The organism is Prosthecobacter sp. (assembly GCF_044222345.1).
Classification (GTDB): domain Bacteria; phylum Verrucomicrobiota; class Verrucomicrobiia; order Verrucomicrobiales; family Verrucomicrobiaceae; genus Prosthecobacter.
On the sequence record NZ_JBGANL010000001.1, the window covers coordinates 282952 to 306328 of the forward strand.

General features: G+C 60.4%; 9 protein-coding genes. 7 read left to right on the forward strand and 2 right to left on the reverse strand.

All coding sequences use genetic code 11. The features are described from left to right. Positions 1-47: 47 nt before the first annotated feature. On the reverse strand, positions 48-869 hold the full coding sequence (locus ACILSL_RS01155; RefSeq protein WP_395730155.1) for a M23 family metallopeptidase: 822 nt from the start codon (positions 867-869) through the stop codon (positions 48-50). Positions 870-1081: 212 nt separating this feature from the next. Here ACILSL_RS01155 and ACILSL_RS01160 point away from each other — a divergent pair, with 212 nt between their 5' ends. From ACILSL_RS01160 to ACILSL_RS01175, 4 genes are all read left to right on the forward strand, one after another. After that, a complete protein-coding gene (locus ACILSL_RS01160; RefSeq protein ID WP_395730156.1) occupies positions 1082-1885 on the forward strand; it encodes an undecaprenyl-diphosphate phosphatase in 804 nt (267 codons plus the stop codon). A gap of 2 nt (positions 1886-1887) precedes the next feature. Continuing rightward, positions 1888-2463, forward strand: coding sequence for a DUF2062 domain-containing protein (locus tag ACILSL_RS01165; protein ID WP_395730157.1), 576 nt, complete (start codon positions 1888-1890; stop codon positions 2461-2463). 103 nt (positions 2464-2566) lie between these two features. Next, complete coding sequence (locus ACILSL_RS01170) at positions 2567-3052, forward strand: TPR end-of-group domain-containing protein (protein WP_395730158.1); 486 nt, start codon at positions 2567-2569, stop codon at positions 3050-3052. Continuing rightward, the gene (locus tag ACILSL_RS01175) at positions 3049-4224 is read left to right on the forward strand and encodes a serine hydrolase domain-containing protein (RefSeq protein ID WP_395730159.1); all 1176 of its coding nucleotides are present in this window, start codon (positions 3049-3051) and stop codon (positions 4222-4224) included. Before ACILSL_RS01170 ends, ACILSL_RS01175 begins: the two co-directional genes overlap by 4 nt. Here the strand turns inward: ACILSL_RS01175 and ACILSL_RS01180 are convergent, their stop codons facing one another. Continuing rightward, positions 4225-5397 (reverse strand): right-handed parallel beta-helix repeat-containing protein, encoded by a 1173-nt coding sequence (locus ACILSL_RS01180; RefSeq protein WP_395730160.1) that lies wholly within the window; start codon positions 5395-5397, stop codon positions 4225-4227. It abuts the gene before it with no gap. Positions 5398-5459: 62 nt separating this feature from the next. Here ACILSL_RS01180 and ACILSL_RS01185 point away from each other — a divergent pair, with 62 nt between their 5' ends. From ACILSL_RS01185 to ACILSL_RS01195, 3 genes are all read left to right on the forward strand, one after another. Beyond that, positions 5460-5612, forward strand: a complete 153-nt coding sequence (locus tag ACILSL_RS01185; RefSeq protein WP_395730161.1) for a hypothetical protein — start codon at positions 5460-5462, stop codon at positions 5610-5612. Further along, positions 5609-7117 (forward strand): arylsulfatase, encoded by a 1509-nt coding sequence (locus ACILSL_RS01190; RefSeq protein WP_395730162.1) that lies wholly within the window; start codon positions 5609-5611, stop codon positions 7115-7117. The genes ACILSL_RS01185 and ACILSL_RS01190 overlap by 4 nt, the downstream gene beginning before the upstream one ends. Before the next feature lie 523 nt (positions 7118-7640). Further along, positions 7641-23375 (forward strand): autotransporter-associated beta strand repeat-containing protein, encoded by a 15735-nt coding sequence (locus ACILSL_RS01195; protein ID WP_395730163.1) that lies wholly within the window; start codon positions 7641-7643, stop codon positions 23373-23375. Positions 23376-23377 lie beyond the last annotated feature (2 nt).

Below are 23377 nucleotides of genomic sequence, written 5' to 3' on the forward strand. Positions count from 1 at the left end.
CCATCACGGATGGCGATGAATCAAGGGCTATTATGGCCGTGGCTGGCTCAGCGTTTTTCGTCGGTAGCCTCCGTGGTCTGACCATTACGCATTTTGGCTTTCAGGCGTGACCAGAAGTCATCGTCCTGCTTCGCTTCATCTTTGCCCGTCCCTGGGCCGCCTTTGAAGGAGGGAACATCGACACTGGCGGTGCTTGAGCCATCACTGCTGGTGTCAGCCAGCGCCCGTCCATAGGGGGCGAAATTGTTCACCGGCACGGCGTATTTTTGTGTGCTCGAAGGCAGGACGCGGCGTGCGTTGATGAAAGCCGTCGGGCTGTAGTAGTTGGAGGAATCACGTGCAAAGGAGGAGCGGTTCATGCCGATCTGCAGATTTTTGCGTACTTCCAGGTGCAAATGAACCGGGTACATGCCGTTGTTGCCACCCATGGTGCCGACGAGCTGGCCTTTCTCGACGAGGTCATGAAGCTTGACCTTGCGTTCGTGAAGGTGGCCGTAGAGGGAGTCGACCATGGCGATTTTGCCATCAGCCTCGCGGAAAATGTGGCGTACCAAGATGCAGTTACCCCAGCCGACGCCGATGTTTTGTGATAAAATCACCACGCCACGGCCTATGGAATAAATCGGCTCCCCGAGATCGGTGTCACCACCACCGCGGCCGTTCCAGTCTTCACCCAGATGGCCGTTGGGCCAGTAGCCGCGAGCTTTGTAGAAGCCGTCGGCGTCCGGCTTGCCGACAGGAAAATCAAAGCCATCCGCCAGGCGCACGCGAATCGTCGAGCCGGACTGGGCGGCGGCCGGAACCGTCAGGATGAGCGCTGCGCAGGCACACACTAGCGCACGCCACCATGAGAAACGGGGGGCGGACAAAGAGATGGGGGAATGGGAGGCACTGGCTGGCATGCCGAAGGGAGTGAGATGGTAGTCGAAAACGTTGCAAAGGCCAGCCTGAAAACCATTGCCGTGGAAGAGAATGGCAGGTTGCTGCGAATTATCAGGTTCAATGCATTCAGTGAAGTTGCAAACTGCGCCAGCCGCCTGATTGTTCCCAGTCCTTTACCCACCCTCTCCCTATTCCTGTCATGCCCGAATGGCTTGCGATTATCCTCCTCGGCATCATTGAAGGTGTCACCGAATTCCTTCCCATCTCCTCCACCGGGCACCTGCTCATTCCGCAAAATCTGCACTGGCTGCCTCAGAAAAGCGACTTGTTCAACGTGGTGATCCAAAGCGGGGCGGTGCTGGCGGTGCTGGCGGTTTTTACCCAGCGGCTGCAACATCTGGCCACCACCCTGGGGGATGCCACCACACGGACTTATCTGGCGAAGCTGTTGGTGTCTTTTTTCATCACCGCCGTGGGTGGTTTGATCATCAAGAAATTAGACATCAAGCTGCCGGAAACGATTCCGCCGGTGGCATGGGCCACGTTGATCGGCGGGTTCATCATCCTGGTTCTGGAGTTTTTGCACAAAGACAAAGCGGGTACGACGGACATCACCTGGACGGTCGTGGTGGCCGTGGCGCTGGCGCAGCTGCTGGCGGCGGTGTTTCCAGGGACCTCGCGTTCGGGGGCGAGCATCCTGATGGCGCTGGCTTTTGGCGTGTCACGGCCTGCCGCCACGGAGTTTTCCTTCCTGCTGGGCATTCCCACGCTGATGGCGGCCGGGGCGTTTAAAATCCTCTCCGCGATCAAGGACGGCAAGGCAGGTGATGAAGACTGGGGCATGGTGGTCCTCGGCACGGTGGTTTCAGCCGTCTCTGCCTTCCTCGTGGTGAAGTGGCTCATTCGTTTTGTCCAGGGGCATACGTTCAACGGTTTTGCCTGGTATCGCATCGCGCTTGGCGGGGGGCTGCTGATCTGGGTCTATAATGGGGGAGGGCACTGATCATGCTTGCAATGGCCCGGGGCTGGTTTCGCCGTTCGGTGTTCAAAACCATCCGCTTTCTCAAACATCCGCGCAAACTGCGGCAAAGCCCGGCCCGGCGGTGGTTTGCACGGCATTTCCTCGACAAGCGGGTGTGGAAGCCCACGCAGCATACGCTTTCCGGCGGCATGGCCGTGGGGATGTTCATCACCCTGCAACTCCTGCCGATCCAGATGCCGACGGCCGTCATTCTGTCCGCCATCTTCCGGGTGAACATCCCCATCGCGATCGCCATGTGCTGGGTGAGCAATCCGGTCACAGTGCCGTTCATGGCGTGGCTGGAATATGCCATCGGGAAATGGGTGCTGGCGCTGTACACCACGGTGCCGACCTCACCGTTTCCCAAGCATCTGCCGGAGTCCATGGTGGATGCCTGGATCGTGCTCAAGGAGCATGCGCCGGTCATGCTGATGGGGGGCATCATCCTCGGGGCGGTGGCCGCACTCGTCAGCTACATCACCACATGGAGCTGCTGGGAAATTGGTTCGCGGATGGAGGTGGCCAAGAAATTGCGGGACGTGAAAGCGGCCGCTGTTTGATGCTTGCATGGGCGAATGAAGCTTTTTTTGCGTTTCATCCGGCACGAAAAACCTTGTTCCCGCGCATGCTTTGCGTTCTGATCAGGCCATTCACACTCAAAAAATGACCGAAGCTGAACGCAGGATCATCGCCGCCCAGGGCTACGTGGAGCTGGGTCTCTTTGACGAGGCTCGGGTGGAATTGTCCCCTCTGCCGGCGGAAATGCACAGCCGGGTGGATGTGATCGAGATCACGCTGCTGTGCCTCATGGGCGGACACCGGTGGGACGAGGCGCTGACGCTGGCCACCAAGCTCTGTGCGCAGGAACCGATGGAGCCTGGCGGCTTCATCCATGCGGCTTTCTGCCTGCATGAACTCGGGCGGACCGCCGAGGCGGTGGATGTGCTTTCGCGCGGTCCCGCGACCCTGAGAGCCAAGCCGGTCTACTATTACAACATGGGCTGCTACCACGCCTGCCTCGGTCACATTGAGAAATCACTGACCTACCTGCAGCGGGCGTTCGAGATGGATGGTGAACTGCGCCAGCATGCCCGAAGGGACCGCGATCTCGACTGTTTGCGGGCGCAACTGGAGTCCCACCACGCATGAGTTTCCCCGGCAGTCCTGCAAATCTTCAGGCCGTAGGTGCATGGTTCGAAGAGAGCTTCCGCACCCGCGGGGAGATGGGGGCTTCAGTCTCCATCTGGCAGCATGGGCAGGAGGTGCTGAGCCTCGCGCATGGTTACCGTGACCGGGCACACACCCGGGAGTGGGAGCGCGACACGCTCGTCCCCGTGTGGTCCGCCACCAAAGGCCCGGCTGCCGTGTGTTGCCTGCTGGCGCTGGAAGAGGCGGGCATCCCGCTGGAATGCCCTGTGGCGGAAGTGTGGCCCGAGTTTGCCGGAGGTGGAAAGTCCAGCATCTCCCTCATTCATCTGCTGTCGCATACGGCGGGCTTGTGCGCGCTGGATGAACGTGCGCCGATTGACGACTACGATGCCGTGGTGGAGGCGCTCGAGCGCCAGCGGCCTTTGTGGGAACCCGGCACACGGCAGGGCTATCATGCGCGCACCTTTGGCTTCCTTTTGGATGAAATCGTGCGCCGTCTCACGGAGGCGGAATCGCTCGGTGAGTATTATCGTGAAGTTTTTGGCGGCCCGATGGCGCTCGATTTCTGGATCGGGCTTCCCAGTGCGCAGTGGGACCGCGTCTCACCGGTCTATCCCGGGAAGATCAGCATTGCCAACAGTAACCAGCCTTTTATCAAAGCCTTCAATACGGCGGGCACGCTCACGCAGCGCACGTTCACCTCACCCTTTGGCCTGAATGCGGTCAGCGACTTCAATCAGAGCGAAATGTGGTCACGCGGTTATGCGAGCATGGGCGGCGTGGGCAGTGCGCAGGGGCTGGCCAAATTTTACGCCATGCTGGCCCAGGGCGGTGTCTGGAACGGGGTGCAGGTTGTGCCTGAAACGGTGGTGCGCCGGTTTGAAAAGACGCTGACACAGGAGGTGGATTCCGTGCTGCTGACTCCCATCGCTTTCTCCACGGGCATGATGAAGGACCCTTTGAATGAAGAGCCTGAGTCAGATGGCGGCAAGCTGCGCCAGCTTTATGGCCCGAGCCGCCGCGCCTACGGTCACCCCGGCGCGGGTGGCAGCCTGGCCTTTGCGGATCCTGAGAGCGGGATCAGCTTTGCCTACACGATGAACCAGATGGAAATCGGGGCACTGCCTGGTGAGCGAGTCCTCGGGCTGGTGCAGGCGCTTTACGGCGGGTGATTATTCGGAGACGTCGTGTTTGCCTTCCTGGATCACGGTGTTCTTCATGCCGCTGCCGGTGATTTTGTTCGCCTTCACTCTCTGGGCCTCCCCGGACAGGATGATGCCGTTTTTGCCTGAGCCGGTGATCTCATTTTGCGCGATGGTGTTGCCCTTCGTGCCGGTGGCGATCTGCACGGCGTTGCCCCGGGTGCGTTCGAAGACGTTTTGCACGATCAGATTTCCTTCGTTCAGCCCCGGCAGTTTGCACCAGCGCCAGAGATTGATGCCAGTGCTGCATTCGAGGAATTCATTGCCTGCCACGAGGCAGTCGGTGGCATCATTTAACTCCACCCCAACATGGCTGCGGGCGATGTGGTTGTGTGTGGCGACGGCCTTCACCGTGAAGTGATCAAGGTCGATCGCCTCATCCGCGGTGTCGCGAATCGTGCAGTCGTCGATCTCGGCTCCTTCCACAGAGTACAAAGCGATGCCGCGCCCGTGGCAGTTCTGGATGAAGCAGCGGGAAATGACGAGCTTTTTCACCTTGGGTCCCGTGGGACCTTTTTCGTAGCTATAGGCTCCGGAGGCCAACACGGCGCAGAGCTGAGTGTGGCCGCGAATGGGGGGATCGCCCTCCACGCGGCCGCCGTCCAGTGTGAGCTTTTCAATGAGCACGTCTTCGCTGGCTCCGCGAATTTCGATGAGGTTCGGGGCATCTTCATGGCGAATCAGGGTGCCGTCTGGAATGGGAAATTTGAGTGGGGACTCGAGCTGGATGGCCTCTTTCTCGACGGCTTTCACGATGGCAAGGTGGTAGGGCCTGGGCTTTTTGGTGAAGCTGTCGGGCTCGCCATCGGCCTCGATCTTCAAACGCATGCCCGGCTTGAAGCCGCGCTGGGATTTCACCGGGATCGCGGTGGCACCTGCTGCAGTGGTGCCTGCAGCCAAAGCATAGGCGACGGGCGGAAGTTGCAGCACGGTGTTCTCGGCATCGAGACCGACGATGCGGAGTTTCTTCGCGTCTTTCACGACGAGGCCGCGCTCGATGAGATGCACGCCGGGTGGAATGACCACTTCACCGCCGCCAGCTTTGATGGCCTCATTGATGAAGCGCTGCAGCTCCGCCTCAGGGAGCGCCCGTGCGGACTGGAGGGCGGCGAAAAACAGAACAAGCAGGGCGGTGAATTTCATGGCATGGGAAAGACGGTGCGAGCGGGACGAAACTCGCTTTTTTGTTGGCCGCAGACATTCTTATGAAGTTTCTCTCACGCCCAGGTTTCTATGTCATCTTCCTGCTCATTGCGGCGATGCTGCTGCTGACGCTGTGGATGGAATGGAAGATCGATTCGCTGCCGAAGCAGAAAGCGAAACAAACGGCTCCGGCAGCCGTTTCCCATCCACCATGAAGTCTCTCTTTCTTCTGCTCGCTCTGACGCTGACGGTGCAGGCGCGCCAGCCCAATGTCATCTTCATCATGGCGGACGATCTCGGGCCGGGGGATCTGGGCTGTTACGGGCAGAAGATCATCAAGACGCCAAACATCGACCGCATGGCGGCTGAAGGCATGCGCTTCACCCAGCATTACGCTGGCAATGCGGTGTGCGCGCCGTCACGCTGCGTGCTGATGAGCGGCCTGCATCCGGGGCACGCCTTTATTCGCGACAACCGGCAGGCCGACGATGCCAAGGGGCTGCCCAAGATGGGCAGGCCAGAACATGAAGGCCAGTTTCCCATTCCTGCTGACACGGTGCTCATTCCTGAAGTGCTGAAGCCGCTTGGGTATGCGACGGGTGGTTTCGGCAAGTGGGGCCTGGGTGGTCCGGGGTCCACCGGGGAGCCGCTGAAGCAGGGATTTGACCGCTGGTTTGGCTACAACTGCCAGGGGGTGGCGCATAATTTTTATCCGACCTACCTGTGGGACAACGACCACACCATCGAGCTCAAGAATCCGCCCTTCCCTTCGAACGACAAGCTCAGGGCTGATGAAGACCCGTCCAAACCGGAGAGCTACCAGCGCTTCAAGGGCAGCGAGTACTCGGCTGATCTCATCACGGAAGAGGCGCTGAAATTTGCCCGTGCCAACAAGGACCAGCCCTTCTTTCTCTACTGGCCCACGACCGTGCCGCACGTGGCGCTGCAGGTGCCGGATGATTCACTGCAGGAATACCTCGGGAAATTCGATGATCCGCCCTATCCCGGTGGCAACGGCTACCTTCCGCATTTCAAGCCCAAGGCTGCGTATGCAGCGATGATCACGCGCATGGACCGCGAGATCGGGCGCATGGTGGCGCTCATCACCGAACTCGGTCTGGATGACGACACGATCTTCGTCTTTGTCAGTGACAACGGCCCCGTCAGCGGCACGCACCAGGGACTGGCCGGCACGGACTGCGCGTTCTTCAATTCCAGCGAAGGCCGACGGGATGGCAAAGGCACGCTGTATGAAGGAGGGTTTCGTTCTCCCTGCGTGGTGCGCTGGAAGGGCAGGATCAAGGCGGGAACGACCAGTGAGCGAATCACGGGTTTTGAGGACTGGATGCCCACACTGCTTGAACTTGTGGGGGCCAAGGACCAGACGCCTCGAACTGACGGCATCAGCTTTGCACCGACGCTGCTGGGTGACAAACAGCCGGAGCGCGAGTTCCTCTACCATGAGTTTGCCAGCTACGGAGGCCAGCAAATCCTGCGCATGGGCGACTGGAAGCTGGTGCGCCGCAACCTGACCGGCAAGGGCAAGGCGAAGAGCAAAGGGGGAGCCGAGACCGAAGAACTCTATAACATCGCTACGGATCCCGCCGAGACACGAGACGTGGCGGCAGGGCATGCCGATCTCATCGAAAAGATGAAAACGATCATGACGGGGCAGCATGTGCCGAGTGCGGATTTTCCGATGATGAGCCTGGATAAGTAATCAAGTGACCCCGAATGCTTGTTTCTAAGTTTGTGCAGGTGGTTTTGGCCTGCATAAACTCAAGTTTATCCTTGCGGAGAGATAAATGTTTATCTTATTTTTGATATAACATTTAATTCAAATCTGCCTCTGGACTATGCAAATTGATCACCATGCCTGTGTTAATACATCTCAGAGTCAGGTGTATTTCTTATTGCTGTGTGGCGGCATCTGCGGGGCTTTGTCCGGGGGAGAGCAGGGTGCGGTGAGCCGCTGAATGAGTGCGCTGAAAGGGTGGGAGACACGCGGGCAAATAACAGGACGGTGGGTTGGTGTCCTTGGTGTGATTTATATCTTAAGAAGAAGACCGGTTAATAACCAATTTATAACTTGATACATGAAAAAAGATTTTAGCTTGGTCTATGTAACCCATTCTTGCAGAAGCGCCCCGACATTTGAGCCATCTCTCAAGGCATTGCGCTGGTGTCGGACGCGCTGGGCGGTGCTTTTTTTGGCCGTTTCAGGTTTTTGGCAGGCGGGGCCTGTGGCGCATGCAGCAACGCTGACTTGGGACACGGTCACTGGAGATGGCAGTACCATCACGGGTGGGACTGGGACTTGGACGGATGGCCTGGGCAACTGGAATACGGGCAGTGGTGACACGATCTGGAACAGCGCCACGCCGGACTCAGCCATTTTTGGCGGGACGGCAGGAACGGTGACGCTGGGCGGGGCGGTGACCGTCGGGAACATGGTTTTTAATTCGGGCTACACCCTGGCGGACGGAGGAAACGCGCTGACCCTTTTGAATTCGACGATCACCGCGAACACAGCGGCGACGATCAGTGCGGCGCTCGGAGGCAGCACTGGTTTGACCAAGGACGGTGCCGGTGCGCTGACGCTTTCTGGGAATAGTACTTACACCGGCACGACGATCATCTCTGGCGGCATCTTGAGCACCAGCGCGCTGGCCAATGGAGGCAGCAGCAGCAACATCGGAGCCTCCAGTAATGCGGCCGCCAATCTGGTGCTCGATGGAGGCACCCTGCAATACAACAACACTGTCACCGCCAATACAGACCGACTTTTCAGTGTGGGCACCGCAGGCGGCACCATCAGTCTTCCTGTGGCCGGGACGCTCAATTTTACCAACACAGGCAGCATCGGCTTCAATGGTGAGTCAGGGGCACGCACACTGACCTTCGGATTCAGCAACAGCACCTTCGGTGGAATCATTTCCCTGGCAGGCGGCATCGGGGACAACGGCGGGGCGACATCCGTGGTGAAGGCGAACACGTTTGGCACACTTCGGCTGACCAGTGACAACAACACGTACACGGGAACGACAACGATCAACGGCGGCGCTGTGTCGATTGGCACATTGGGTGGAAGCACCGGGAGCATCGGCACTGGAGCCATCATCATCAATGCTGGAGGAACTTTGGTTGCTTCGCGCTCGGGATCGGTGACTCTGGCGCAGACCATCAGCGGTGCTGGTGGTGTGACCAGCAATGGAAACACGATGCTGACTCTCAGCGGTACCAACACCTACACCGGGGTGACCCGCATCATCAGCAACGGGGGAATTGTGACGGTGAGCGATCTGGGCAACGGTGGAGTGGCAAGCAGCATTGGGGCATCGAGCTCTGCGGCGGGCAATCTGTCCATCACGAATCTGGGCACGTTGCGGTATGTCGGGACAGGAGCTTCGACGGACCGTCTGTTTGAGGTGCCCACGGGCACGATAAATCCAGTGGCAACCATTGAGTCGTCAGGCAGCGGGGCGCTGGTGTTTACCAATACTGGAGCCATGGGGTTTGGTTCGTCGACCGGAGCGAGGACGCTTGTCTTGGGCGGAACGAACGCGCAGAACAACACGATGAATCCGAGCATTGGTGACAATGTGGGTGCGACTGCCTTGACCAAGGCTGGAGCGGGAACCTGGATTTTGGCTGGAGCCAACACGTATACGGGGGTGACGACCATCAGCGGCGGTGTGCTGCAAGTGGGCAATGGTGGCACCAGCGGCACGCTGGGCAGCGGGGCCGTCATCGACAATGGCAACCTGACATTCAATCGATCTGACAACCTGACTGTGGCCAATGCTATCAGTGGCAGCGGCAGTGTTTCCAAAACTGGCACGGGCACCACCACGCTGACTGGTTCCAACAGCTACACGGGTGCCACCACGATCAACGGTGGTGTGCTTAATGTGACGAATCTCGCCAATGGCGGGAGCAACAGCAACATCGGGGCTTCCAGCAATGCGGCGGAGAACCTGGTGCTCAATGGAGGTACGCTGAGATATTCTTTTGGTGCTGGTGCGGCGGTTAGCACGGACCGGTTGTTCAGCGTGGGCACCAGTGGAGGCACCATTGATGCTTCCGGCGGTTTCAACATCAACTTCACCAACACGGGAAGCATGGGGTTCAATGGCCAGAGCGGTGCGCGCACGCTGACTCTGACGGGCAACAATGTGAATGACAACACGCTGGCGGCAGTGATTGGTGACAATGGCGGCGCGACCTCGGTCACCAAGGCCGGGGGGGGCATCTGGGTGCTGAGCGGGGCGAACACTTACACGGGGGTGACGACCGTGAGCGGCACGGCGGTGCTGAAGGTCAGCTCCCTGGCGAATGGTGGAGTGGCGAGCAACATAGGGGCATCGAGCAATGCGGCGAGCAATCTGGTGTTCAATGGTGGTACATTCACTTATACCGGCGGCACGGTGAGCACGGACCGACTTTTCAGCCTGGGGACTTCCGGCATCATTTTGAATGCGTTTGGAACGGGCGGGGTAAACTTCACCAACACGGGAAGCATGGGGTTCGTCGGGACGGGGGCGCGTACGCTGACGCTGGCGAATTCCAATGGTGGTGCCAGTACGATTGCGGCCGTCATAGGCGACAACGGCGGGGCAACATCTGTGACGCATACGTTGGTGTCCAGCACCTGGGTGCTGACAGGGGCGAACACCTACACGGGGGCAACCACGCTGAATGGTGGAGTGCTGAGCGTGACGAGTCTGGCCGATGGCGGCGGCGCCAGCGGCATCGGTGCTGCGAGCAGTGCGGCGACAAATCTGGTGCTCAATGGCGGCAAGCTGCTCTACACGGGGGGCGGGTCGAGCACGGACCGGTTGTTCAGTGTGGGGAGCACTGGCGGCACGCTGGATTCCTCTGGTACGGGCGCGGTGAGTTTCACCAACACGGGGAGCATGGGGTTCAACAGCCAGACGGGTACGCGCACTTTGACACTGACGGGCACGAACACGGGAGCCAACACGCTCGCGGCAGCGATTGGTGACAACAGTGGGGCCACTGCAGTGGCGAAAACGGGTGCGGGCACCTGGGTGCTCACCGGAACCAACAGCTATACCGGTGCGACGACGATCAGCGGCGGTGTGCTGCAGGTGGGCAATGGCGGCACCAGCGGCACGCTGGGCAGCGGGGCGGTCACTGATAATGGCAATCTGACATTCAACCGCTCAGACAGCATTACCGTTGCCAACACCATCAGTGGCAGCGGATCGGTGACTCAGGCGGGTGCGGGAACGACCACGCTCAGCGGTACGAACAGCTACCTGGGGGCGACGACGATCAGCGGCGGTGTGCTCAGTGTGGCGACGCTGGCCAACGGCAACAGTGCCAGCAACATCGGCGCCTCAAGCAGTGCCGCCACCAATCTGGTGCTCAACGGTGGTGCGCTCCGATACACAGGCGCGGGAGTCAGCACGGACCGGCTCTTCAGCGTGGGCACGGGCGGCGGCACACTGGATGCATCCGGCAGTGGCGCGCTGAGTTTGACCAATACGGGCAGCATGGGGTTCAACAGTCAGAGCGGCGCACGTACGCTGACTCTGACCGGCACTAACACGGGCAGCAACCTCCTGGCTGCGGTGATCGGTGAGAGCGGTGGTGCCACGGCGCTGACGAAGGCCGGGGCGGGTGCATGGACGCTGTCAGGCTCCAACAGCTACACAGGAGCGACGACGATCAACGGGGGTGTGCTGAATGTGACGAGCCTTGCCAATGGAGGCAGCAGCAGCAACATCGGGGCCTCCAGCAATGCGGCGAGCAATCTGGTGCTCAATGGCGGGACACTGCAGTATAACAACGCCACAACCACCAGCACAGATCGCTTGTTCAGCGTGGGTGCTGCGGGCGGCACCATCAGTCTTCCGGTGGCTGCGACGCTCAACTTTACCAACACTGGGAACATCGGCTTCAATGATGAGACTGGGGCGCGCACGCTGACCTTTGCATTCAGCAACAGCACCTTCGGCGGTATCATTTCGCTGGCCAGCGGCATTGGGGACAATGGAGGCGCGACGTCGGTGGTGAAGTCGAACACATTTGGCACGCTTCGGCTGACCAGTGACAACAACACATACACGGGAACGACAACGATCAATGGAGGCGCAGTGGCGATTGGCAATCTCGGAGGGAGCACCGGGAGCATTGGCACGGGAGAGATCATCATCAACAGCGGAGGAACCCTGGTTGTCTCGCGCTCAGGATCGGTGAATCTGGCGCAGACGATCAGCGGGGCCGGCGGTGTGACGAGCAATGGAAACACGATGCTGACTCTCAGCGGCACCAATACTTACACCGGGGTGACCCGGATCATCAGCAACGGGGGTGTTGTGACGGTGAGCGATCTTGGCAATGGCGGGGTGGCGAGCAGCATTGGGGCATCGAGCTCTGCGGCGGGCAATCTTTCGATCACCAATCTGGGCACCTTGCGGTATGTCGGGACGGGAGCATCGACGGACCGTCTGTTTGAAGTGCCCACGGGCACGGCAAATCCAGTGGCGACGATTGAATCTTCCGGCAGCGGGGCGCTGGTCTTTACCAATACGGGGGCAGTGGGATTTGGCTCCTCCACGGGAGCAAGAACGCTGGTCCTGGGCGGCACCAATACGCAGAACAACACGATGAATCCAAGCATTGGTGACAATGCGGGGGCGACCGCATTGACCAAGGCTGGAACGGGGACCTGGGTTCTGGCTGGAGCCAATACTTACAGCGGGGTGACGACGATCAGCGGCGGTGTGCTGCAGGTGGGCAATGGCGGCACCAGCGGCACGTTGGGAAGCGGGGCGGTCACTGACAATGGCAACCTGACATTCAACCGATCAGACAACATTACCGTTGCCAACACCATCAGCGGCAGCGGAAGTGTTTCCCAGATTGGCACGGGCACCACCACGCTGAGCGGTACGAACAGCTACACGGGCGTGACGACGATCAACGGTGGTGTGCTGAATGTGATCACTCTGGCCAATGGTGGCAGCAGCAGCAACATCGGGGCATCGAGCAATGCAGCCACGAATCTTGTGCTCAACGGTGGCACGCTCAAATACTCGCCAGGCGCTGCGTCAGCGGTGAACACAGACCGGCTGTTTAGTGTTGGCACCAGTGGTGGTACGATTGATGCCTCGGGTGGTTTTAACATCAACTTCACCAACACGGGCAGCATGGGCTTCAATGGTCAGAGCGGCGCACGCACGCTGACTCTGACCGGCATCAATGCGAACGACAACACACTGGCGGCGGTGATCGGCGATAATGGCGGTGCCACTTCAGTCACCAAAGCCGGCGGCGGCATCTGGGTGCTGAGCGGGGCCAGTACGTACACGGGTGTCACGACCATGAGCGGCACCGGAGTGCTCAAAGTCAGTTCCCTGGCGAATGGTGGCAGCGCCAGCAGCATTGGCGCATCGAGCAATGCTGCCAGCAATCTGGTGCTCAATGGCGGCACGTTCATGTACACGGGGGGCACGGTCAGTACGGACAGGCTGTTCAGTCTGGGCACTTCCGGAGCCACATTGAATGTGTTTGGCAGCGGTGCAGTGACCTTCACCAATACGGGAAGCATGGGGTTCAATGACCAGACTGGCGCGCGTACACTTACACTGGCCAATGCGAGCGGGGGGACGAGCACGATTGCGGCAGTCATCGGGGACAATGGCGGACCGACATTGCTCACGCGGATCAATGCCGGCATCTGGGCGCTGACCGGGGCGAATACCTACACGGGAGTAACCTCGATCATTGGGAACGGTGGAACCATCCTCAATGTGACGAATCTTGCCAATGGTGGTGTGGCCAGCAACATCGGTGCTGCGTCCAGTGACGCGAGCAACCTCGTCTTGAACGGAGGCACACTTCAATACACTGGTGCCGGGTCCAGCACCGACCGGTTGTTCAGCCTGGGAACCAATGGCATCTCGCTGGAGGCCTCCGGCACGGGTGATTTGAAGTTCACCAACACTGGAGCCATGGGATTCAACGGTCAGACCGGTGCACGCACACTGACACTGATAGGCTCATCGCTGGGGTTCAACACGCTGGCGGCGGTGATCGGCGATAATGGCGGTGCCACTTCAGTGACGAAGCTCGGCTCGGGCAAATGGGTGCTGACCGGTAACAACACCTATTCGGGCACCACCACCATCAGCGGAGGCGTGCTGCAGCTTGGCCACAGCACTGCCAGCGGCACGGCGGGTACGGGCAACATCGTGAACAACGGGGTTTTGGTGCTGTTTCGCTCGGACGCCTTTACTCTGTCAAATGTGATTAGTGGCACGGGGACGGTCAGCAATGCCCAGGGCGCAGCAACTCTCTCAGGGTTGAACACCTACACCGGTTTTACATCCATTTCAGCGGGCACCGTGATCGTGGGCACTTTGGCCAACGGCGGGAGCGCCAGCAACATCGGGGCATCAACCTCGGTGGCCAACAATCTTCAAATCAACGGGGGTACACTCAAGTACATCGGAGCCGGGGTCAGTACGGATCGTCTTTTTTCCGTGGGGGTCACGGCCACTATTGATGCATCAGGCACAGGAGCTTTGAACTTTACCAACACAGGTCTGATGGGGCGCTCATTTACATTAGCACGCACCCTGACTCTGACCGGAACGAACACGGACAACAACACGCTCGCCGCTATCATCAGTGACAACACCGGCGCCACCTCGCTGGTCAAAAGCGGCACGGGCACCTGGGTGCTCTCTGGTGCGAATACTTACACCGGGGCCACCACGATCACAGGCGGGGTGCTGTCCATTTCCAGTCTTGCCAATGGTGGTTCCGCCAGCGGCATCGGTGCCGCAAGCAATGCCGTGACCAATCTGGTGCTCAACGGCGGCACACTTCAGTATACGGGAGATGCAGTCAGCACCAGCCGCGCCTTCAGCCTGGGAACGGCGGCAGGGAGTGCGCTAGACTCCTCAGGCATTGGGGCGGTGAACTTTACCAGCGTGGGCATCATGGGTTTCAACAGTCAGAGTGGCGCACGCACCCTGACCCTCACCGGAACAAACACCGGCAGCAACACCATCTCCATTCTGATCGGTGACAATGGCGGAGCCACAGCAATCACGAAGTCCGGTGACGGCACCTGGGCACTGACCGGAATCAACGGTTACACCGGAGCAACGACGATTAGCGGCGGCGTGCTGAAAGCAGCCACGCTGTTTAATGGTGGCAGCAACAGCAGCATTGGCGCGGCCACCTCCCTCTCCACCAACCTGGTGCTCAATGGGGGCACTCTGCAATACACGGGAAGCGGTTCCAGCACAGACCGGTTGTTCAGCGTGGGGACCAATGGCGGCACGCTGGATGCCTCGGGTTCGGCTGCGGTGAACTTCACCAACACCGGCAGCATGGGGTTCAATAGTCAGAGCGGTGCACGCACCCTGACTCTGGGTGGGAGCAACACGAATGACAACACTCTGGCCGCAGCGATTGGCGACAATGGTGGAGCGACCGCGCTGACGAAATCAGGCGCTGGCACCTGGGTGCTCTCCGGGAACAGCTCTTACACCGGAGTCACCACCGTCAGCGGTGGGAGTTTGAAAGTGACCAGTCTCGCGGATGGCGGAGTGGCCAGCAACATTGGTGCCGCGTCCAATGCGGCGTCAAACCTGGTCATCAACGGCACATTGATCTATGCTGGTACGGGCTCAACCACCGACCGGCTTTTCACTTTAGGAGTGGGCGGTGGCGGCCTGCAGGCGAACGGTGCGGGTGCGGTCAACTTCACCAACACTGGTTCCATCGGTTTCACGAACAGCGGTGCGCATACTTTTCTGCTCTCAGGCACCAGCACCGCCGCCAACAGTCTGGCGGCCACCATCGGCGACAATGGTGGAGCAACGACCGTGCAAAAGTTGGGGATTTCCACCTGGGGGCTTTCGGGTGCCAGCTCCTACACGGGGGTGACGAGTGTGCTTGGAGGCATTCTCAACGTGTCCAATCTGGCCAACGGCGGGCAGAACAGCAGCATCGGTGCCGCGACGAGCGACGCCGCCAATTTGGTCATCAATGCAACGTTCCGTTACGTCGGGGCTGCCACCACGACGGACCGTCTTTTCAGCATCGGCACAGGAACAACGCCGACACTGGACGCCTCCGGCACAGGCGCGGTGGCTTTTACCAACACCGGCAATCTGGGACTGAATGGCTCCGGCACGCGCACGCTGACCCTCACTGGAACCAACACCGGGAACAACACTCTGTCTGCGGTGATCGGGGACAACGGGGGCGCCACCTCGCTGACGAAATCGGGCGCTGGCACATGGGTGCTGGCCGGTGAGAACAGCTACACTGGCACGACGATCATCAGCGCCGGAGTGCTGCAAATAGGAGGCGGAGGCACATCAGGAACGCTGGGAACGGGTGCGGTGACCGACAACGCGGCCCTCGTCATCAACCGCTCTGATGCGGTCACTCTTGCCAACTCCATCGGCGGCACCGGCACTTTCACGCAAGCGGGCGGCGGCACGACGACCTTTACCGGAAGCAAGAGCTACGCGGGCGCCACTTTTGTCAACGCGGGGAAACTCCAGGCGGGAGCTGCGAATGCATTCAGCGTTGGTTCGGCAGTGACGGTTGCGAGCGGGGCTGTGCTTGAACTCAATGGTTTTAACAACAGCATTGGAGGACTGGCCGGAGCGGGCACGGTGCAGAACGGCACGGCCACGGGGGCCACTTTGAATGTCCTGGGTGCCGGGACTTCCACTTTTTCGGGAGTCCTTCAAGACGGAGGCAGTGGTTATCTAGCCTTAAACAAGGGAGGCACAGGCGGCACGCTCACGCTGACGGGCAGCAACACCTACACGGGTGGCACCGTCGTCACTACCGGTGTGCTCAGCGCTGCCGTTCTGGCAAACGGAGGGACGGCCAGCAGCATCGGGGCCTCCAGCAACATCGCGTCCAATCTCATCCTGAATGGCGGCACGCTGCGCTACACGGGGGCTGCGGTGTCCACGGACCGACTGTTTACGGTCACCACTGCCGGCGGTACGCTGGATGCATCCGGGACGGGTGTGGTGAGCTTTACCAACACCGGGAGCATGGGGTTCAACAGCCAGACTGGCGCGCGGACGCTGACGCTCACCGGGACGGGGGGTGGTGGCTCCATCGCCGCGAGTATCGATGACAACGGAGGAGCCACTTCACTGATGAAGACTGGAGCTGGTCAGTGGGCGCTTGGCGGCGTCAACGGGTATACGGGGACCACCACGATCACCGGAGGTCAGCTGGCGGTTTCCAGCCTTGCGAATGGAGGCAGTGCCAGCGGCATGGGTGCGGCCACGAGTGCCGCCGCGAACCTGATCCTCAATGGTGGTGTGCTGCGATACACGGGTGCGGCCGTCAGTACGGACCGTCTGTTCAGCGTGGGAACGAGCGGCGGAACGCTGGATGCCTCGGGCGCTGGCGCAGTGAACTTCACCAACACAGGCAGCATGGGATTCAATGGGCAGACGGGCGCCCGCACACTCATTCTCAATGGCGACAACACAGGCAATAACACGCTCGCAGCGATCATCGGCGACAACGGCGGAGCCACGTCACTGATCAAACTTGCTTCCAGCACCTGGGTGCTGGCTGGTGCGAATACTTATACAGGAAGCACCCGGATTGATCTGGGCATGCTGATCATTTCAAGCCTCGCCAATGGCGGTGTGGCCAGCAGCATTGGTGCTTCGAGCAACGCAGCCACCAATTTGGTGCTCGGCTTGTCCACCCTCAAATACACCGGGGCTGCGACCAGCACGGACCGCCTGTTCAGCGTGGGAACGAGTGGGGGCACGCTGGATGCCTCGGGCACGGGAGCCGTGAACTTCACCAATACCGGGAGCATGGGCTTCAACAGCGAGGCTGGAGCACGGGTGTTGTTTCTACAAGGCAGCAACACGGGAAACAACACCATCGCCGCTAACATCAGGGACAGCGGCGGCTTCACCTCCATCTATAAAAATGGCATCGGGCTCTGGGTGCTTTCAGGGTCCAACCTCTACACGGGCATCAACTTGATCAACGGGGGAACGCTGAGCGTGGCGCAACTCGCGAACGGAAGCAGCGCCAGCAACTTGGGCGCTTCCACCAACGCAGCGGCGAACCTGGTACTCAATGGTGGTGCTTTGAAATACACCGGGGCTGCGACCAGCACGGACAGGTTGTTCAGCGTTGGGACGGGTGGTGGCACGCTGGATGCCTCGGGCACGGGCGCGGTGAATTTTAGCAACACGGGCAGCATGGGGTTCAACAGTCAGAGCGGTGCGCGCACGCTGACGCTCACCGGAACGAATGCCGGCAACAACACTCTCGCCGCAGCCATTGGTGACAATGGTGGCGCCACCTCGCTGGTGAAATCTGGCACTGGCACCTGGGTGCTCACTGGAATGAATACTTATACTGGAGCCACGACCATCAGCGACGGGGTGCTCCGAATCGGCAATGGTGGAACCTTGGGCACGCTCGGGAGCGGAGCGGTGACTGACAACGGCATCCTGGTGATCAACCATTCGAATGCCATCCTCTTTGCGAACAGTATCAGCGGCAGCGGTTCGCTGGTGCAGCAGGGTGCCGGCACCACCACGCTGACCGGCGCCAACAGCTACAGCGGGAGCACGACCATCAGTGCCGGAGTGCTCAGTGTGGCGTCCATCGCCAATGGGGGCAACAGCAGTAATATCGGTGCATCCACCAACGCCGCGACCAATCTGGTGCTCAACGGGGGCACGCTGAAATACACGGGAGCGACAGCGAGCACGGACCGGCTTTTCAGCGTGGGAACGAGCGGCGGCACGCTGGACGCCTCCGGCGCAGGCGCGCTGAACTTCACCAATGCGGGGAGCATGGGATTCAACAGCCAAAGCGGCACGCGCACTTTGACCCTCACGGGCACGAACACTGGCGATAACACGCTTGCTGCGGTGATCGGTGACAACGGTGGAGCGACCTCGCTGGTGAAATCCGGCGCAGGCACCTGGGTGCTGACAGGAACGAACACTTACACCGGCACCACGACCATCAGCGGAGGAGTGCTGCAAGCCGGGAGTGGCAGCACCACGGGTTCGCTGGGCAGCGGAGCGGTGATCAACAACGGCAGCCTGGTGATCAACCGTTCGGATGACCTCACCCTCGCCAATGCGATCAGCGGCAGCGGTTCGTTTACGCAAGCTGGATCAGGCACGACCACGCTCAGCGGCACGAATTCCTACACCGGGGCGACGACGATCAGCGCCGGTGTTCTCAATGTGACTTTCCTCGCCAATGGCGGCAGCAGCAGCAACATCGGCGCGGCGGCGAGCGACGCTGCGAACCTGGTGATCAACGGCGGCACGCTCCAATACTCGGGTGCGGCAGATGCGAGCACGGATCGCTTGTTCAGTGTGGGCATCGGCAGCGCGGTGATCGATGTGACTGGCAGTGGTGCGCTGAATTTCACGAACACGGGAAGCATGGGATTCAACGGCCAGAGTGGTGACCGCAACCTGCTGCTCACGGGCACGAACAGCGGAGTGAACATCATCGCAGCAGCGATCGGCGATTTTGGCGGCGCTACTTCGGTGTCGATCGACGGCACTGCCACCTGGCTGCTCACTGGAGCCAATACCTACACGGGGGCCACCACCGTCAGTTCCGGGGTGCTTCAAATTGGCGGCAGCAACCTGGATTCAGCCATCATTTTGGGCTCGCATGCCACCTTGGAGCTGAATGGACTGAATGCACGCATCGGCTCGCTGGCAGGTTCAGGGACCGTGCAGAACAACTCCGTGGATGCGGCAGCGCTGACGACGGGCGGAAACAACACCAGCACCACCTTCAGCGGTGTCATTCAAGACGGCGGTGCAGGAGCGCTTTCGATTGTCAAAGAAGGTTCGGGCACGTTCACGCTGACCGGAGCCAACAGCTACACAGGAACGACGACCATCAACGCTGGAGTGCTCCAGGTGGGATCGGGTGGCACGACGGGAACGCTGGGATCAGGTGCGGTGATCAACAACGCCAGCCTCATCGTTAACCGTTCCGATGCACTGACCATCGCCAACGCCATCAGTGGCAGCGGTTCGCTCACGCAGGCGGGGGCGGGCACCACGACACTGACGGGTGACAACAGTTACAGCGGCAGCACGACGATCAACGCCGGAGTGCTCAGTGTGGCGGTGCTCGCCGATGGTGGCAGCCACAGCAACCTTGGCGCGTCCACCGATGCTGCGACGAACCTGGTGCTCAATGGTGGTACCTTGCAATACACGGGCGGGGATGTGAGCACGGACCGTTTATTTAGCGTGGGAACGAATGGCGGTGCCTTGGATGCCTCTGGCACGGGAGCAGTGAATTTCACCAACACCGGCAGCATGGGATTCAACAGCCAGAGCGGCATCCGCACGCTGACTCTCACCGGAACGAACACTGGGGACAACACGCTTGCCGCCGTGATCGGCGACAATGGTGGCGCGACGGCATTGACGAAGTCTGGGCTGGGAACGTGGGTGCTTACGGGGAACAACAGCAACAGCGGTATCACGACCATCAATGCGGGCGTGCTACAGATCGGCGCTGGTGGCACCACGGGATCGCTCGGGAGTGGGGCGGTGACTGACAACGGCAGTCTCATTATCAACCGCTCAGATGACATCACCGTCGACAACGCGATCAGTGGCAGCGGTTCGCTCACGCAGGCGGGCTCAGGCACCACGACGCTGACGGGTGACAATGGGTACACTGGCAGCACGACGATCAATGCTGGAGTGCTCAGTGTGGCAGTTCTTGCAGATGGTGGCAGCAACAGCCATCTGGGGGCGTCCACGAATGAAGCGACGAACCTGGTGCTCAACGGGGGGGCCTTGCAATACACGGGTGCGGATGTGAGCACGGACCGTTTGTTTAGCGTGGGAACCAACGACGGCGCCATAGATGCCTCGGGGACAGGAGCGGTGAATTTCACTAACACTGGCAGCATGGGATTCAATGGTCAGAGTGGCGCACGCACGCTGACGCTCACCGGCACCAATGCCGGCAGCAATACGCTTGCCGCAGTGATCGGTGACAATGGTGGTGCGACTGCGCTGACGAAGTCCGGCGCTGGCACCTGGGTGCTCGCGGGTGCGAATACCTACACGGGCATCACGATCATCAGTGCTGGCGAACTGCAGGTGGGTGCGGGTGGGACCACGGGCACGCTCGGAACTGGCGCGGTGATCAACAATGCCAGTCTGACGATCAACCGTTCGGATGCGCTTACCATCGCCAATGACATCAGTGGCAGCGGTGTTTTCACTCAGGCGGGTTCAGGAACCACCACGCTGACGGGGGACAACAGCTACAGTGGCAGCACGACGATCAACGCTGGTGTGCTCAGTGTTTCCGTGCTCGCAGATGGTGGTGCCAGCAGCCATGTGGGGGCGTCCACCAATGCCGCGTCCAACTTGGTGCTCAATGGTGGCACCTTGCAATACACCGGGGGTTCGACCAGCACGGACCGGTTGTTCAGCGTTGGCAGCAGTGGCGGCACCCTGGATGCTTCCGGCACCGGCGCGGTGAATTTCACCAACACGGGCAGCATGGGTTTCAACAGTCAGAGCGGCATCCGCACGCTGATCCTCACCGGAACGAATACTGGTGACAACACCCTTGCTGCCGTGATTGGAGACAACGGTGATGCCACGACGCTGACGAAAACTGGCGGTGGCACCTGGGTGCTTGGCGGTGCGAACACCTATACCGGTGCCACGACCATCAGCGCAGGTGTGCTGCAGATCGGCGGCGGTGGCACCACGGGTTCGCTGTCCGCCAGCAGTGCGCTCAGCAACAACGGCACGCTGGCATTCAACCGCACGGATGCGGTGACCCAGGGGACGGATTTTGCCAGCGTGATCAGCGGCAGCGGTGGGGTGACGCAGGCCGGGACTGGGACGCTGAAACTCAACGGTGACAACACCTACGCAGGCACAACGAACGTGCGCGCAGGTACATTGGAGGTGACCCGCAACAATGCGCTGGGTACTGGAGCCGCAGGCACCACCGTGAGCAGCGGTGCGACGCTGATGCTCAACAACGTGAACTACAGCACGTCCGAAACGCTCGCTCTCAACGGCGGCGGTGCAGGTGGTGGCGGAGCGCTGCGCAACAGAGGCACGAGCAGCTACACCGGGGCGATCACGGCTGAGACGAATGCGAGCATCAATGTGGGTGGCGGCATTTTGAATCTGACGGGCGGGTTGGTGAAGGACGGCACGGTCCTCACCATCACAGGGGGCGGAACGGTCTATGTGAGCGGCACAGGCATCAGTGGTGCCAGCGCCAGCTCGGATCTGGTGGTGGATGGAACGACGCTGGTGGTGGGTGCCGACAGTGACTACAACGGCCCCACCACGGTGCAGAACGGCGCTGCCTTGATTGCGAATGCATCGGTGACTACGACGCAGCTCGATCTCAGCAGTGACAGCCTGCTGGCTGGCACGGGGGCCATCACCACGGCGGTGGACCAGTCGATTTTCATCAATGGCACGTTCAGTGTGGGTGATCCGGGAGTGGCGGCAACGGCTTCGACCTTTGCGCTCACCACCTCGGGTTCGGGTGCTGTGGTGATGGGCGCTGACAGCGTGATCCGGCTGGATCTGTTCAGTGGCGCGGGTTTGGGCAACAACCTCAGCAATGCCACGGCGGCGGATTCCATCAATCTGCATGGCAAGCTCGATGCCACGGCTGGAGGCACGGTCGTCATCGGCAATCCCAATGGCATGACGAACTTCCGCGGCGGCGACCAATGGCAGCTTGTGCACCTTAACAGCGGCGATGCCAATGCGGGAAGTTTTGCGGCCAGCCTGGCTTTGAATGACAGCAGCCTGCACCTGGCGAGCGGCTTTACCAGTTATCTCGACCCGAGCGACGGTGTGTTTTCCATCATCGACACGAATGGCGGCCTGGCTCTTGCGGCTGTCGAAGTGCAGGCACTGGTGTCCGGGGGCAACACGGTGACGAGTGATCTGAACGGGCACCTCTTCAACCTTCGTTCTGGTGGTGGTGAAGAAGGCGACGACTCAGGCTCCATCACCGCGGCACTGGATGACGGGGTCATTGTCGGTGAAGGGGACGGCGATCCCAAGAAGGCCTCACCCATCGCCAAACGTGTGGCGCGCAGCCGGCAGTGGGAAGTGTTTGCCACGGTGAACTACGGCAACGTCAAACTCAATCCCATCCGCACGCAGTCAGGTGTGCAGATTGACTCGTGGGCTTCGGGCGTCGGGGCAGAGCGTCATTTCTCACGGGGACTGACACTCGGTTTCGCCGCCTCCTTCCTGCAGAGCAGCCAGGGCTACACCAGCAACGCAGGCAGCCTGCACCTCGAAGGTCCGGCGTTGTCCTCGTACGTTTCCTATGTGCGGGGCAGCTTCTGGAACAGCCTGCTCTACAGCTTTGGCACGTATCAGATGGATTCCATTCGCAATCCCGGGGTGCCATTTCCGACGGCTTTTGGCACGACGCGAACTTACACTCATTCGGTGCAGTACAACGCAGGCTGGAATCTGCGCTTCCAAAACAACACGCTGGTGACCGGCCCCTTTGTGGGTGTGGACTATCTGCATGGTTCGGTGGACGCGTACAATGAAACTGGCGGTGGTCTGGCGGCCTTGCATTACAGCGCGCAGAGTTATCAATCTTTGGTCAGCCGGGTGGGCTGGTCCGCCTCCAAGCAGATCAAGGCAGGCTTTGGGACGATCACACCGCAGGTGCGTCTGAGCTATGAGCGGCAGAACGTCAAAAACAACAACGGCACCAGCGTGTCACTGATCAATGTGCCCTTCTCATCCACTGGCGGCCAGCAGGCTCCTGGTCAGGATTATGTGGTGGCCGGACTGGGGGTAAACCTTGCTTTCAATGAGCGGTTCAGCCTCATGCTATCCTATCAGGGACAGTTCTTCCGCCGTGATCTGCAGGCACACTTCGGGAGCATCCGCTTCAGCTACCAGTTCTAGAC

Coding starts and splice junctions, on each gene's coding strand:
- ACILSL_RS01160 (WP_395730156.1), top strand. CDS start 1,082: ATGCCCGAATGGCTTGCGATTATCCTCCTCGGCATCATTGAAGGTGTC.
- ACILSL_RS01165 (WP_395730157.1), top strand. CDS start 1,888: ATGCTTGCAATGGCCCGGGGCTGGTTTCGCCGTTCGGTGTTCAAAACC.
- ACILSL_RS01170 (WP_395730158.1), top strand. CDS start 2,567: ATGACCGAAGCTGAACGCAGGATCATCGCCGCCCAGGGCTACGTGGAG.
- ACILSL_RS01175 (WP_395730159.1), top strand. CDS start 3,049: ATGAGTTTCCCCGGCAGTCCTGCAAATCTTCAGGCCGTAGGTGCATGG.
- ACILSL_RS01180 (WP_395730160.1), bottom strand. CDS start 5,397: ATGAAATTCACCGCCCTGCTTGTTCTGTTTTTCGCCGCCCTCCAGTCC.
- ACILSL_RS01185 (WP_395730161.1), top strand. CDS start 5,460: ATGAAGTTTCTCTCACGCCCAGGTTTCTATGTCATCTTCCTGCTCATT.
- ACILSL_RS01190 (WP_395730162.1), top strand. CDS start 5,609: ATGAAGTCTCTCTTTCTTCTGCTCGCTCTGACGCTGACGGTGCAGGCG.